The sequence below is a fragment of the Sphingomonas degradans genome (assembly GCF_053502645.1).
Window position 1 is genome coordinate 4,015,001 of the sequence record NZ_CP177172.1, and the last position, 13,476, is coordinate 4,028,476.

Sequence of the window (13,476 nt, forward strand, 5' to 3'; positions counted from 1 at the left end):
GGCGGTGGGCCCCGACTATCCGGTGATCCTGCGCGTCAGCCAGTGGAAGCAGCAGGACTTCGCCGCACGGCTTGCGACCACGCCCGATGCGATGGCCGACTGGCTCCAGCCGCTCGTCGATGCCGGCGCCAATGTGCTGCATTGTTCGCAGCGTCGGTTCTGGGAACCCGAATTCCCCGAAGTCGATGGCGAACAGGGCCTGAACTTCGCCGGCTGGGCCAAGAAGCTCACCGGGGCGACGACGATCAGCGTCGGGTCGGTCGGGCTGTCGGGCGAATTCATCGCGGCGTTCGGCGGGGAGGCCTCGACCAGCGTCGGCATCGACCAGCTGGTCGAGCGGATGGAGCGCGACGAATTCGACATGATCGCAGTCGGGCGGGCGCTTATCAGCGATCCGAACTGGGCCGCCAAGGTGCGCGCGGGGGATGCCGCGGGCCTCAAGGGCTTCGACGCCTCGGCGCTCGCGACGCTGGTATAACCGTGCCGGGCGGCGTGCGTATCCCGCGCGCCGCCCGCATCGATCAGTCGGCCCCACTCCTGCGCGAGGTTGCGCGGGGCTTCAGTGCATCGAGCGCATCGGCGTTGTCGCGGCCCCATTGGTACAACAGCTCGACCGGCGCGACGAAGCGCGCGCCGAGCGGCGTAAGCCGATACTCCACCGCCGGCGGCACCGTGCCCTGGACGTGACGCGTGACCAGCCCGCTGGCTTCCATGTCGCGCAGCGTCTGGGTCAGCATCTTCTTGGATATCCCCGGCAGGCTGCGCAGCAGCACCCCCGTGCGCACCGCGCCTGCATGGCGCGCGTGCAGCGTGTGGAGGATCATGCTGGTCCATTTGGTGGCGAACAGTTCCAGCACCCGCCGGGGGGCGCAGTCCTCGCGCCATTCGCTGTCGTCGCTGCCGGGCTTCATGCTGGGTACCTCCGGGTGCCTATGTCCCCAAACGGTGCCGTCTAGAACGGGTGGCACGCCGCGCCTAGCTCCATCAGGAACGAGAGAAGGAGTACGACATGGGCAAAACCGCACTGGTCGTCGGCGCGAGCGGCATCGTGGGCAGCGCGACCGCCGCGTTGCTGGCGCAAGAGGGATGGACGGTCCACGGGCTGGCACGCAGCCCGACCGCGCAACCCGGCGTTGCGCCACTGGCAGCAGATCTGCACGACGCGGCCACCACCGCCGCCGCGCTCCGCGATATCCGCCCCGATGCGGTGTTCCTCACCACCTGGGCGCGGCAGGACAGCGAAGCGGAGAATATCCGCGTCAACGCAGCGATGGTCCGCAACCTCCTAGACGCCCTCCCCGCCGCCGAAGCGCCGCGCCACGTCGCGCTGGTGACCGGGCTCAAACATTATCTCGGGCCCTTCGAGGCCTATGGCCGGGGCGTGCTGCCACAGACGCCGTTCCGCGAGGAACAGGGGCGGCTCGACGTCGAGAATTTCTATTATGCGCAGGAGGATGCGGTATTCGCCGCGGCCGCGCGCGACGGGTTTTCGTGGAGCGTGCACCGCCCGCACACCGTGATCGGCAAGGCGGTGGGCAACGCCATGAACATGGGCACCACGCTTGCCGTATATGCGACGCTGTGCCGCGAAACCGGGCGACCGTTCCGCTTTCCCGGCTCGTCGGCGCAGTGGAGCGGGCTCACAGACATGACCGATGCGGGGCTGCTGGCCCGGCACCTCCTGTGGGCCGCGACCACGCCGGCGGCTGCCAATGAAGCGTTCAATGTCGTGAATGGCGACGTGTTTCGCTGGCGCTGGATGTGGGCGCGGATCGCCGCCTGGTTCGGGCTGGAAGCGGCGCCGTTCGACGGCGCGGTTCTGCCGCTGGAAGTGCAGATGGCACAAGACGCCCCGGTCTGGCGCGCGCTGGCCGAACGCCAGGGGCTTGCCGAGCCCGATCTCACGCGGCTCGCCTCGCCCTGGCACACCGACGCCGATCTCGGCCGCCCGATCGAGGTTGTCACCGACATGTCGAAAAGCCGGCGGATGGGGTTCACAGCCTATCAGCCGACCGATGACGCCTTCTTCGCGCTGTTCGAAAGCCTGCGCGCGGCTTCGCTCATCCCCTGACGAACCCGCGCATCGCGGACGGCCGCGCCCAAGACGGGCATGGATCGCCGCAGGATCGCGCTGGCCTATTCGGCGCGTCGTTCCCCCGCACCGCCTATCACTATCTCGCCGCGCCGCTGCTGGCGGCCACCTTCCCGCTGCTCGACCGGCGCGTCGTCGATTTCATGCTGTCGCTGCCACCCCATCTGTTCCTGGCCGATGGCCAGGCCCGGCAACCCTTTCGCCGGGCGATGCGCGGGATTCTTCCGGAGCGGGTGTGGCTTGCCCGGCACAAGATCGGGCTTTTCGACCATCGATTCCGGCTCTACGCCCTTGGCGGGACCGACGCTCCCATCGAAGAAGCATGTGACAAACTGTCCTATCGCCATTGTTCGGCCCTGGAGGTAGCGACCGCATCTGCGGCGCCTCGGGCAGTATTTTCCGTTGGCGCCGACTTGAGGCGGCAGCCGACCGTTTCAGATGACAAGATGACACGGCGTCGGTAAGGCTTTTCCTATGTTGGGGGCAATTCGGAGCAGGAAGAGCGCGCGCAGCCTTGTAGCTGTGTTCTTTGCGTTCGCCCTGTTGCTGCGAATTGCCATCCCCACCGGCTTCATGCCCGCCCAGACGGCGCACGGCATCGTCGTGCGGATGTGCGGCGGCATGGCCAGCGGCACGACGATGGTCCTCGACATCGGGGTCCCGGACCCGGGCGAGCACCACCCCGAGCAGGACAAGCCGACCGCGCCGTGCGCGTTTGCGGGGCTCTCGGCACCTGTACTCGGCGCCGATCCTGCGCTCGCCATGGCGTTGCCGGCGATGGTGCTGGGCGAATTCGCGTTGCCGCCGCCCTCGGACTTTCGCCTCGCCGACGCCGATTTCCTGACCCCGCCGCTTCGAGGGCCGCCCGCGCGCGCTTAAGCGCCGGAGTGGATTGATCCCGTCGCGCGCCGCGCGGCTTGTTTCCCTGTTCTCCGGTGTGCTGCGCGCCTGTCGCGCATTCCCAGCCCTGCCGGAGAATTCCATGCTCAAGACCCGAATGCTGGCGACGCTCGCCTGCACCGTAGCGCCCGTTGCCGCCCATGCGCAGGACAAGCCCACCCAGGGCTGGACCGCAGACACCATCGTCGTGACCGGTCAGCGCGAAACCTATGCCACGCCGCAGACCACCACCGCGACGCGCACCGCCACCCCGGTCGAGAAAACCCCCCAGTCGATCCAGACGATCACCCGCGTGCTGATCGAGGAGCAGGATCTCCAGACACTGCCCGACGCGCTGGTCAACGTCTCGGGCGTGGTGCCCACCAGCATCGAGCAGACCGTGCTCCAGCCGACGCTCGTCCGCGGCTTCGCAGTCAATTATTACATCGACGGCGTGCCGACCTATCAGCTCCCGGCTGGCGTCGGCGATCCCGGCACGCTGGTCAATGTCGAGCGCATCGACGTCGCCAAGGGGCCGACCGCCACGCTCTATGGCGGGGGCACCGGCGCGCCGCTGTCGGGAGTCATCAACCTCGTCTCGCGCGATCCCTATGACCGGCTGGGCATGACGATCACCGCGCGGGCGGGCTCGTTCGGCACGGTTGGGGCGGAAGGCGACGTCAATCTGCCGCTGATGGCCGGCGTCGCCCTGCGCGTGACCGGCATGATCGACAGCGCCGACAGCTATATCGACTTCGTCAGCCGCGATCGCCGCGCGATCTTCCCGACGCTGGCGATCGGCCTCGGCACCGATACCAGCCTCGTGGTGCGCGGGCGCTACAGCAGGATCGAGCAGACCGAATATGCCGGGCTGCCGGTGTCGCTGCTCGCCCCCGTCGCAGTGATCGACCGCGCCACCTATTCGGGATCGCGCGACATGCCGCGCACCTGGATCGCCAACAAGGGACTGACCGGATCGCTCACCCACCGCTTCTCGGACCGGGTGGAGGCGAATCTGACCGTCGCGCGCACCATCACCAGCTTCGAGGAACGGGGTAGCTTCCCCTACGGCCAGATCAGCGGGACGGTCTATAATTTCGGCACCGCCTTTCTGCCGTCCGATAGCAAGAAGACCTATGCGACCGGCACGGTTACCGCCCGATTCGGGGATGGTGGCCTGCGCCAGACGATCCTGATCGGCGCCGATTATGACCATACCCGCTATTTCGGGGCGATGTATTTCAATCCGGCCTGGGCGGCGATCGATTATGCCCGTCCGCTGCCGGCGCCGAACTTTGGCGGCGACCCGCCCTTCTATTTCGACCAGCACGACCGGATGGAGAGCTTCGCCCTCTTCGCGCAGGACCAGATTGGCATTGGCGACCGGCTGGACGTGACGCTCGGCCTGCGCTGGACGCATATCAAGGTCACCAGCAATGTGGGCGTGGCGACCGAGGATACCGCGGAGAAGGTCACGCCGCGGATCGGCGCGACCTTCCGCATCGTCGACGGCATCTCGCTGTTCGGCGGCTATGCCGAGGGGTTCCAGGGCGTGGTCGGCGGCGGCTTCTATACCATCACCCCCAAGCCCGAGACGTCGCAGGCCTGGGAAGGCGGAATCAAGTTCGCAGCGCCGATCAAGGGGCTGACCGGCACCGCCTCGCTCTACCAGATCACCCGCCAGAATGTGGTGACCGCCGATCCGGTGGTGCCGTTCGCGAACATCCAGACCGGCGAGCAGCGCGCGCGCGGCGCCGAACTCGACCTGATTTATGAGCCGGTCCCCTCGGTGTCGCTGCTGTTCAACTATGCCTATACCGACGCCAAGGTCACCAAGGACAACAGCCTGCCGGTCGGCGACCGGCTGCGCGCGGTGCCGGCGCATAGCGGGCGGCTGGCGGCGCGCTACCGGTTCCGCGACGGCGTGTTGCGGGGCTTTTCGCTGGGAAGCGGCGTCACCGCCGTATCGCGGCGCGAGCTTACCTTCCCCAACACGGTGTCGGTCAAGGGAATAGCGCTGGTGGACGCGCAGGCCTCCTACGATCTCGGTCCTGTCTCGCTCAGCCTGTCGGTGACCAACCTGCTCGGCAATGACGGGCTGGAGCCGTACCAGTATTTCGGCGGCCCCTATGTAATCCCCACCCAGCCGCGCTCGGCCTTCCTCACGCTCAAGGGAGGGTTCTGATGGCGCTGTTCGGCGCGCTGACCCCAAGGCGGCAGGGCTAAGCCGATGCCGCTGACCACCCGGATCCGCCACGCCACGCACGCACGGCGCGTTTTCGCGCTGCTGCTGTTGTGCGTGCTGGCGATCCGGATCGCGGTCCCAACCGGGTTCATGCCGGTCGCCGGCGCGCACGGCATCACGATCTCCGTCTGCACGGGCCAGGGCGCGGTGAAGGCGTTCCTGCCGATTCCGCAGCACGAGGACGGCCATGACCCTCATGGCCCGGCGGCGCCCTGCGCCTTTGCCGCCGGGCTAGGCGGCCCGTTGCTCGACCCGATAGACTCGGCATTGCGCGTCACGGTGCCGCAAAGCTTCGATCCGCCGCGCCCGCGCACCATGGCGGATATGACCGTCCACAGCCTCGCGGCGCCGCCGCCGCCCGCCCAGGGGCCTCCCTCGCGCGGCTGAGGCAGGCGCGGCGCATCGATCTCGGTCGCCGCTGACGGCGCATGGCTGGCCCATGCGCAGGCCCCTCCAGGGGGCTGGAAGAGCTGATGAGGTCCCAAAATGTCGAATATTGCAACGGCACCCACGCCGTTCATCGCCTGGCTGCGCCGGACGCGCCGCTCGGCCTGGCTGTTGATCGGCCTGTGCCTGGTTTTTCGCGTCGGTGATGCGGTCGTTGGCGAGAGCCCCGCCGCCGATGCGGGCACGCCCGCCATGGCGGCAATGGCCCAATGAGCGCCGAGGCCCTTTCCGGGCGCACGCCCCCGGACGCGATCGGTCCGTGGCAGGCGGCACGCGCCACCGAGAACGAAATCCGCATGATCGCGCCGCGGTCGGCGCTGCCGGTTCAGGGGAAGTATCTGCTCTGGGCCGCCGGCGTTGCCGCCGCGCTGGTGTCGCTGCGCTTCGTGCTGATCGGCGCCTGGCCGGTGCTGCTCTTCTCGGTGCTCGACATCGGCGGCCTCGCGGTCGCACTGCACCTGTTCAACAAGGGGCCGGTCCCCGAGGAACGGCTCCGCGTCGTCGACGGGGTTATCGAACTCGTCCGCCTCGACGGGCGCGGGCGGCGGTCGCGGATCGCCCTGCCGGCCTATTGGACGCGGATCGAGGCAAGCGGCCGTACCGAACTCGACCATGCGCTGTGGCTCGTCTTCCGCCGCGAGCGATACCCGATCGGCCAATGCGTGTCGGCCGCCGAGCGGCGCGCGCTCGAGCCGCGAATCCGGGCGCTGCTGCAAAACGCGCGGGGCGCCGCGTGACCGCACGCACCCGTATCCTTCTGCGCCAGCTCCATCTCTGGCTCGGCCTCGGGCTCGGCGGGCTGTTCGCGCTGCTCGGCGCGACCGGCTCGGCGCTGGTCTTCTATATCCAGATCGACCAGGCACTGCATCCGACGATCCAACCGACGGTGTCCGCACCGGCGCTGGACTGGGCCTCGCCGACCTGGGACCGCGCACTGGCGACCGCCCGGACGCACTGGCCCGATCCCCACGGCAACTGGTCTTTCGAGGCGACCGGCGAGCCTGGTGCCATCCCCGCGCGCTACTACCCATCGGAAGAGCATGGCCACCACGCGCCGCGCGAGATGGTGTGGTTCTCGCCCGATGGCAGCCGGGTGCTGCGCGCCGAGCCGTGGGGCGGCTATCTGATGAGCTGGCTCTACGAACTGCACATGCACCTGCTGGCCGGCGAGATCGGCAGTCAGATCGTCGGCTGGTCGGGCTTCGCGATGCTGGTGCTGCTGGTCAGCGGCATCGTGGTCTGGTGGCCGCGCGGGTCGTGGCGCAAGGCGCTCGCGTTCAAGCGCCACGCCGTGCCGATCCGGCGGCTGCGCGACCTCCACAAGCTGGCGGGCGTGTGGAGCATGGGCCTGCTCTTCATCCTGGTCGGCACCGGCGCGTTGCTGGCGCTGCCCACGGTCAAGGCGCAGTTGCTGACCGCGACGATCGCTGCGCCCGATGCGATACCCGATCCGCAATCGAGCGCGTCTATCGGACGGCAGATCCCGATCGCACGGGCGCTCGCCGCAGCGCATCGCGCTGTTCCGGCGGCCCGGCTCGCCTTTATCGACGTGCCGGGCACGGGACCGACGCCGTTTCGCATCCGGGTGCAGATGCCCGGCGATCCGCACCGGCGCTTCCCCGGCAGCTTCGTCTTTATCGACCAATATTCCGGCGCCGTGCTCGCCGTCCATGACGTGCGGCGCGGCAACACCGCGACAACCACCATCAAATGGATCCGCGTCCTGCACGACGGATCGATCGTGGGCCTGTCGACCCGCATCCTCGCCGTGATCCTCGGCCTCGTTCCGCTCGGTCTGTTCGTGACCGGGTTCCTTCACTGGCGCCGCCGCCTCGCGGCCCGCGCCCACGCACATGCAACAGGGAGTTTCTCGTGAAATCATCGTTCCTCGCCATCGCGGCGTGCCTCGTCGCGTCTCCGGCGCTGGCCCAGGTCGCGGACGAGTCCGCCGACCGCGACGCGATCCTCGTCACCGGCCAGCAACTCGAGCGGCGAACCGAGGTGTCCGGCCGTCTCGGCCTCTCCATCCGCGAGACGCCGGCGGTGGTCGACATCGTCACGCAGCAGGATTTCCAGCTCCAGGGCGTTCGCAACGCGATCGAGGCGATGAACGCCGCGCCCGGCGTCGCCTCCGGCAACCTGCCGGGATCGATCGGATCGGTGTCGATGCGCGGTTTCAAGGGGGCGGTGAACTATCTCTATGACGGCGTGCGCATGGCCAATTCGGACGTCGGCGTGCGCAACTGGGATGCCTGGTCGTTCGAGCGGATCGAAGTCATCAAGGGACCGGCCTCGGTCACGTCAGGGGAAGGCGCGCTTGCCGGCGCGATCAACTTCGTGCCGCGCCGCCCCACTCTTGACGGGGCGAGCGGCGAGATGCTGGCGAGCTATGGCAGCTTCGATACCGCGCGCCTCGCCGCCGATGTGAACCTGCCGCTGGGCAAGACAGTGGCGGTGCGCGGCGACGTGTCCTTCTCGCGCTCGTCCGGCTGGATCGACGATGCCGACAGCCGGACCTTCGCGGCTACCGGCTCGCTCCTGCTCAAGCCCAGCGACCGCTTCTCGCTGGTCGTCTCGGTCGACCATTTCGAGGATCGGTTCGAGACCGCCTATTACGGCACACCCGTCGTCGCGCGGTCGGTGGCGCGCGACCCGTCATCGGCGGTGTCGGGCAGTTCCGGGCTGGTGCTCGACAAGGCGATGCGCCGGACCAACTTCGACTATACCGACGGCAACGACGGATCGAACACGACCTGGCTGCGCGCCCGCGCCGACTATGCGCTGAGCGACACGCTGACGATCGTCAGCGACACCAGCTATTATGACAGCTTCCGCGACTATAAGGACGCCGACGAATATAGCTTCAACGCCACGACCGGGCGGATCGATCGCGGCGCCACCTATATCAGCCACGATCACCAATATTGGAACCAGCGCCTGCACCTCGCCTTTGACGGCCGGATCGCCGGCTTGCGCAATCGCTTCACGATCGGCGCCGAATTCGGCCATACCGATTTCTTCACGGTGCGGCGCTTCGGCGCCTCGTCCGTCGATCCGTTCAATCCGGTGCGGGGCACCTTCCCGGCCGACACCCCCGCCAATTTCTCGACGCGCCAGGACGTCACCGCAAAGGTCGATGCGCTTGCGATCTTCGCCGAGGATGCGCTCAATCTGACCGACCAGTGGCTGGTCGTCGGCGGCATCCGCTATGACGATGTGAAGCTCGACCGCAGCGTGCGCAACGCCACCAGCGGCGCGGTCCAGACCTATGGCCAGACCTATCATCCGATCTCGTGGCGCGCGGGCACGGTCTACAGCGTCACGCCTCGCACCCAGTTGTTCGCGCAATATACCCGCGCGGTCACCCCGGTCAGCGGCCTGCTGTTCCTCAGCGCCGCGAACGCGAAGTTCGAGCTGACCACCGGCTATTCCTATGAAGGGGGCATCAAGACCTCGCTCAGCGGAACCGGAGTCGAACTGACCGCGTCGGCCTTCTATATCCGGCAGGACGACATCCTCACGCGCGATCCGACCAACCCGGCGGTAGTGTTCCAGGGCGGTGCGCAGCGCTCGCGCGGGGCGGAAATCTCGCTCAACCTGCCGGTCACGCCGGAGCTGAACGTGACCGCAAGCGGGACGCTGCTTGATGCCGAATATCTGGAACTGATCGAGGCGGGCGGCGTCAACCGCGCGGGCAACCGGCCGCAGAATGTCCCCGAGCAGCTGGCCGATCTCGTCGTCACCTGGTCGCCCAAGGCGCTCCCGATCACGCTGGTCGGCAGCATGCGCCACAATGGCGATTTCTACACCGAGACGGCGAACGTCACCAAGGTCAACGCCTTCACGACGTTCGACGCTGCGGTGTCGTGGAACGCATCCTTCGGCACGCTGACGCTGCGCGGACGCAACCTCACCGACAAATTCTATGCGGACTGGTCCGGCTACGCCTCCGGCCTCGTCTTCATCGGCGCGCCGCGCAGCGTCGAGCTGTCGTTCACCCGCAAATTCTGACGCGCTTTCCAGGAGACGAACGCATGTATGCCATCCCCTCGCTCTTCGCCGCCGCGCGACCTTGAGCCTCCTACCGATAGCCATTCAATCAAATAGGGGAATTTCAGCTTGTTAAAGACAACCTTGCTGCCCGTCGCGGCCCTGTTGGCCTCGACATCGGCGCTGGCGCAAACGACGCCTGCACCGGATGACATCGTCGTCGTCGCGACGCGCGTGCCGGAAAAGCTGGCGGATACCGCAGCACCGGTCTCGGTGGTAGCGGCGGAACAGCTCGAGGACCGGCAGGCGCTGAGCGTGTTCGACGCCCTTCGGCTTCAGCCGGGACTCAACGTCGGCGGCGGTCCGCGCCAGCAGGGCGAGACGCCCTCGATCCGCGGCTTCACCGGTCGGCAGATCATCATCACGGTCGATGGCGCGCGCCGCAACACGACAGAGACCCTGCGCACGCCGCTGTTCATCGACCCCAGCTTCGTTCGCCAGATCGAAACGCTGCGCGGCGCGAGTTCGGCGGTGCATGGTGCCGGCGGCCTGGGCGGAGTGCTCGCGCTGGAGACGATCTCGGCAGAGAGCCAGTTGACGGCGGGGCAGACGGTCGGCGCACGCGCGCTCGCCGAATATGCCAGCGGCGCCGGTGCCCAGCGCTATGCGGGGCAGGTCTATGGCCGTGCCGGCGCGATCGATGCGCTGTTTGCCGTCGCCTCGCGTGACAGCGGCCCGATCCGCCAGGGCGGCGGCGTCGAACTGCGCCCCGAAGACAGCAACAGCAAGACCTGGCTCGCCAAGGTCGGGGTCGATCTCGGCGGCGGCTTCCGGCTCCAGGGATCGCAGCACTACTTCGCGCTCGACGATTTCGGACCGAACAACCCGCAGGCCAACGCCGCCTTCCCGTATATGCAGGCCCATCGTTCGACCCAGGACGAAAGCGTGGTCAACCTGACCGGCGGCGAAGCCGCGGGCAAATGGAGCCTGAAGGCCACCCTGTATCGCACCGCGCTTCGCGTCATCACCTATGACAACCCGGATACCACGCCGGCGCTGACGGGCAGCAACGGCCTGACGCGCACCACCGGCGGCGCGCTCCAGTCGACGCTGCGCTTCGATGTCGGCGGGATCGCGAACACGCTCACTGCCGGTATCGACGCGTAAGGGCGTGCGGTGAGCGCATTGCGCGGCAGGCCAGCGCCAGCCGTGCCGCCGCCAGCTTCGGGCCCCCCCCAAGGCTGCACCCACGGAAAGCGGCCCGCCTCCAGTTCGGCGATGATCCGCCCCGTCACCTCGTCGTAGAGGCTGGCGCGGGTGTTGTGGGGTTCCGTTCGCGCGTTGGCCGGGTTTGGGGTTCCCGCGCTGGACGCTTTGGGTTTCCGGCCCTTGCCGCGCGCGCGGACGTTCGGGGAGACAGGCATCGTTCACCTCCTGCACCGCCCCAAAACCACCATAGCCTCCCCCGGAAGCGGGGGTGGGCGGCAAGATGCGACCGGAAAGGCCCGCGCCAAGCGGCTCCGGCACCCGAAGGGCCGCAACGAAGGTGAAGGAGCCGGGCGCAGCCCGGCTTGCCGGGGACGCGAGCGGGCCTAGAGCGGGTTCACGACGGGTGGAATCACGGGGGATTCCCTTTTCGCTGATCGTGTGATTCATAGGCAGCCGTCACGAAGGAGGCGGCGATGGGTTGGCGATCTGGGCAGAGTTACTCGCAGGATTTGCGCGATCGGGTGCTGGCGGCGGTGGACGGCGGGATGCCGGTCCGCGAGGCAGCAGTGCTCTTCAAGGTCAGCGTGGCCTATATCTACAAGGCTCGGATCCGGCGGCGGCTGACCGGCGATGCCGGGATCAACCCGAACCGCGGCCGCCCGCCGCGCAAGCTCTCCCCGGCGCAGGAACTGGCGCTGGCGGCGCACATCCGCTCGCAACCAGGGATCACGCTGCCGCAGGCACAAGCCTGGCTGTTGGCCGAACACGGAATCGGGCTCAGCACCGGCGCGATGTGGAATGGGGTGCGGCGGCTCGGCCTGTCGTTTAAAAAAAGCCCTGCACGCAGCCGAGCAGGAGCGGCCGGACGTGGCGGCGCGGCGCACGCTGTGGCGGGCAGCCCAGCCGTTCATCGACCCTGAAAGCCTCGTCTTCCTCGACGAGACAGGGGTGAACACCAAGATGGCGCGGCTCTATGGCTGGGCGCCGGTCGGCGAGCGCTGCCGCGATCGCGTGCCGTTCGGACACTGGAAGACGATGACGTTCATCGCCGGCCTGCGCCTGACCGGCATGACCGCGCCCTGGGTGCTCGATGGGCCGATGGATGGCGATGCCTTCCGGGTCTATGTCCGCGACGTCCTGGCCCCCACGCTCCGGCGCGGCGATGTCGTGGTGCTCGACAATCTGCCCGCCCACAAGGTGGCCGGCATCCGCGAGGCGATCACCGCCCGGCGCGCCCAGCTCTTCTACCTGCCTCCCTACAGCCCCGACATGAACCCGATCGAGATGGCCTTCGCCAAGCTCAAGGCACTCCTGCGCCAGCAGCCAGCCCGAACCGTCGATGCTCTTGTCGAGCGCATCGGCGAACTCCTTGATCGCTTCCCGCCCTGCGAATGTGCCAACTTCTTCCAGGCCGCTGGATATCAACGGTCAATGTGAAATTGCTCTAGCAGGGAGCGCCGTCCACTCCCGCGCCACCGGGAGAGGCCACCAACAGCACCGCCGCGCGAGCGGCGACCGTAGAACTTCCCGGCGGCGAAGCCGCCGCCAGCAAAGGGATGGCACCCCGGCCGGCGCGGGCGGATCAGCGGTGCAGGGTCGGGCTTCGCAAGGCCAGGGCGGCATGTGTCGCCGGCCTCGCGAAACCGGGCGCACCGCCCGACCGAGAGGCCGGAGTGCCCGCGGGGCCGCCATCAGGCGCCGCACCCTGCCGAAAGCCTGCGTCGGCAGTGTGGGTCCTCAGCGCCGCTCCATCAGGTCAGCGGACACTGACCTGCTTGATCGCGATCGACCGCAAGAGCTGGCTGTTCGCAGGCTCGACGGCAGGCGGCCAGCGCGCTGCCGCCGTCTATTCCGTCGGGTACGACCCGTCCATCGCAGCCAGTTCCGCAAGCGTCAGGTCCCTCGGATAACCTCCCACGCAAACTTCGTCTTGAAAATCAACCGCATAGCGCTTTCGCGTCATCTCCATCGCCATCCATCCGTGACGCTCGGGATAGCTGGGCCTCTTGTCCGAAAATCCAGCACCACGTCAGTGCGTTCAAGCGCGAGGATCTCAAATATGCGAGGCCCTCGACATAGTTCAGGGGAGTTGACTGGACGCAGCGACCAGTGCGTGTTTCAGTTTCTCCCCTGCGTCTGCGCTGACGACCTGTACCGTACGCTTCCCCGTGGAGGGATCGGTCTGGTGGAACCGGAATTCCTTGCCCGCCAGCGGCTTGGAGACGAGGTCCGCAATCATCAGTTCGCGATGGCGATTTTCCGCATTCGCGAAGGGAGCGATCAGATCGACGAGCCAAATCTGATCGCCGCCATTCCACTCCTCCAGCGTCAATCGGTTCTCAGGTTCGATCATGCCAGCATCCAGCTTTTTGGCAGCTTCGGGCGAGCATTTTGCCCAGAGTGCCAGGCCGACGGGCCGCTCGCCATCACGAAACATGTAGAATTGCTGATGAATCAGCGCCGGCATTACCAGCCATTCCAGGTCGCCGATCGCCAGTGCGCGGTGCAGCGGCGATTGCGTTAGCAGCCAGGCCATCTCGCCCAGAAGGTGGCTGACGGTGGGCGCTTGCAAAGGGGCTGCGCCGTTGCCGTGTTTATTGTTGGTCATTACAAT

The 13,476-nt window shown here is 67.6% G+C and carries 14 protein-coding genes and 1 pseudogene (1 of these 15 running past the window's edge); 12 read left to right on the forward strand and 3 right to left on the reverse strand.

Annotation, left to right across the window (positions count from 1 at the left end; genetic code table 11):
* Nucleotides 1–478: the 3' portion of an NADH:flavin oxidoreductase gene (locus ACG3SL_RS18490; RefSeq protein WP_448662626.1), read on the forward strand. Its footprint begins 641 nt before the window's first position; the window shows 478 of its 1,119 coding nt (coding positions 642–1,119); the start codon falls outside the window, past its left edge; its stop codon occupies nucleotides 476–478.
* A gap of 43 nt (nucleotides 479–521) precedes the next feature.
* Here ACG3SL_RS18490 and ACG3SL_RS18495 read toward each other — a convergent pair whose 3' ends face one another.
* Nucleotides 522–911 (reverse strand): winged helix-turn-helix transcriptional regulator, encoded by a 390-nt coding sequence (locus ACG3SL_RS18495; RefSeq protein WP_448662627.1) that lies wholly within the window; start codon nucleotides 909–911, stop codon nucleotides 522–524.
* Between the two features lie 98 nt (nucleotides 912–1,009).
* Between ACG3SL_RS18495 and ACG3SL_RS18500 the strand changes: the two genes are divergently transcribed.
* From ACG3SL_RS18500 to ACG3SL_RS18545, 10 genes are all read left to right on the forward strand, one after another.
* Nucleotides 1,010–2,071 (forward strand): SDR family oxidoreductase, encoded by a 1,062-nt coding sequence (locus tag ACG3SL_RS18500; RefSeq protein ID WP_448662628.1) that lies wholly within the window; start codon nucleotides 1,010–1,012, stop codon nucleotides 2,069–2,071.
* Nucleotides 2,072–2,235: 164 nt separating this feature from the next.
* Nucleotides 2,236–2,556, forward strand: a complete 321-nt coding sequence (locus tag ACG3SL_RS18505) for an asparagine synthase-related protein (RefSeq protein WP_448662629.1) — start codon at nucleotides 2,236–2,238, stop codon at nucleotides 2,554–2,556.
* 58 nt (nucleotides 2,557–2,614) lie between these two features.
* The gene (locus ACG3SL_RS18510) at nucleotides 2,615–2,971 is read left to right on the forward strand and encodes a hypothetical protein (protein WP_448662630.1); all 357 of its coding nucleotides are present in this window, start codon (nucleotides 2,615–2,617) and stop codon (nucleotides 2,969–2,971) included.
* A 103-nt stretch (nucleotides 2,972–3,074) separates the two neighbouring features.
* Complete coding sequence (locus tag ACG3SL_RS18515; protein ID WP_448662631.1) at nucleotides 3,075–5,156, forward strand: TonB-dependent siderophore receptor; 2,082 nt, start codon at nucleotides 3,075–3,077, stop codon at nucleotides 5,154–5,156.
* Between the two features lie 45 nt (nucleotides 5,157–5,201).
* The gene (locus ACG3SL_RS18520; RefSeq protein ID WP_448662632.1) at nucleotides 5,202–5,603 is read left to right on the forward strand and encodes a hypothetical protein; all 402 of its coding nucleotides are present in this window, start codon (nucleotides 5,202–5,204) and stop codon (nucleotides 5,601–5,603) included.
* 99 nt (nucleotides 5,604–5,702) lie between these two features.
* Complete coding sequence (locus ACG3SL_RS18525; RefSeq protein ID WP_448662633.1) at nucleotides 5,703–5,876, forward strand: hypothetical protein; 174 nt, start codon at nucleotides 5,703–5,705, stop codon at nucleotides 5,874–5,876.
* Nucleotides 5,873–6,400 (forward strand): DUF2244 domain-containing protein, encoded by a 528-nt coding sequence (locus ACG3SL_RS18530; RefSeq protein ID WP_448662634.1) that lies wholly within the window; start codon nucleotides 5,873–5,875, stop codon nucleotides 6,398–6,400. Before ACG3SL_RS18525 ends, ACG3SL_RS18530 begins: the two co-directional genes overlap by 4 nt.
* A complete protein-coding gene (locus ACG3SL_RS18535; protein WP_448662635.1) occupies nucleotides 6,397–7,539 on the forward strand; it encodes a PepSY-associated TM helix domain-containing protein in 1,143 nt (380 codons plus the stop codon). The genes ACG3SL_RS18530 and ACG3SL_RS18535 overlap by 4 nt, the downstream gene beginning before the upstream one ends.
* Nucleotides 7,536–9,674 (forward strand): TonB-dependent receptor, encoded by a 2,139-nt coding sequence (locus ACG3SL_RS18540; RefSeq protein WP_448662636.1) that lies wholly within the window; start codon nucleotides 7,536–7,538, stop codon nucleotides 9,672–9,674. The genes ACG3SL_RS18535 and ACG3SL_RS18540 overlap by 4 nt, the downstream gene beginning before the upstream one ends.
* 108 nt (nucleotides 9,675–9,782) lie before the next feature.
* Nucleotides 9,783–10,820, forward strand: a complete 1,038-nt coding sequence (locus ACG3SL_RS18545) for a TonB-dependent receptor plug domain-containing protein (RefSeq protein ID WP_448662637.1) — start codon at nucleotides 9,783–9,785, stop codon at nucleotides 10,818–10,820.
* 47 nt (nucleotides 10,821–10,867) lie between these two features.
* Here ACG3SL_RS18545 and ACG3SL_RS18550 read toward each other — a convergent pair.
* Nucleotides 10,868–11,077, reverse strand: a pseudogene (locus tag ACG3SL_RS18550) (ArdC-like ssDNA-binding domain-containing protein); the annotation flags it as partial.
* 258 nt (nucleotides 11,078–11,335) lie between these two features.
* Between ACG3SL_RS18550 and ACG3SL_RS18555 the strand changes: the two are divergent.
* Nucleotides 11,336–12,299, forward strand: a protein-coding gene (locus tag ACG3SL_RS18555; RefSeq protein ID WP_448662638.1) for an IS630 family transposase whose coding sequence is annotated in 2 segments (ribosomal slippage) — nucleotides 11,336–11,686 and nucleotides 11,688–12,299 — 963 coding nt in all. Because the reading frame shifts where the segments join, the coding sequence is not laid out codon by codon here.
* Nucleotides 12,300–12,942: 643 nt separating this feature from the next.
* Here ACG3SL_RS18555 and ACG3SL_RS18560 read toward each other — a convergent pair.
* Nucleotides 12,943–13,470, reverse strand: coding sequence for a toxin-activating lysine-acyltransferase (locus tag ACG3SL_RS18560; protein ID WP_448662639.1), 528 nt, complete (start codon nucleotides 13,468–13,470; stop codon nucleotides 12,943–12,945).
* Between the last annotated feature and the right edge of the window lie 6 nt (nucleotides 13,471–13,476).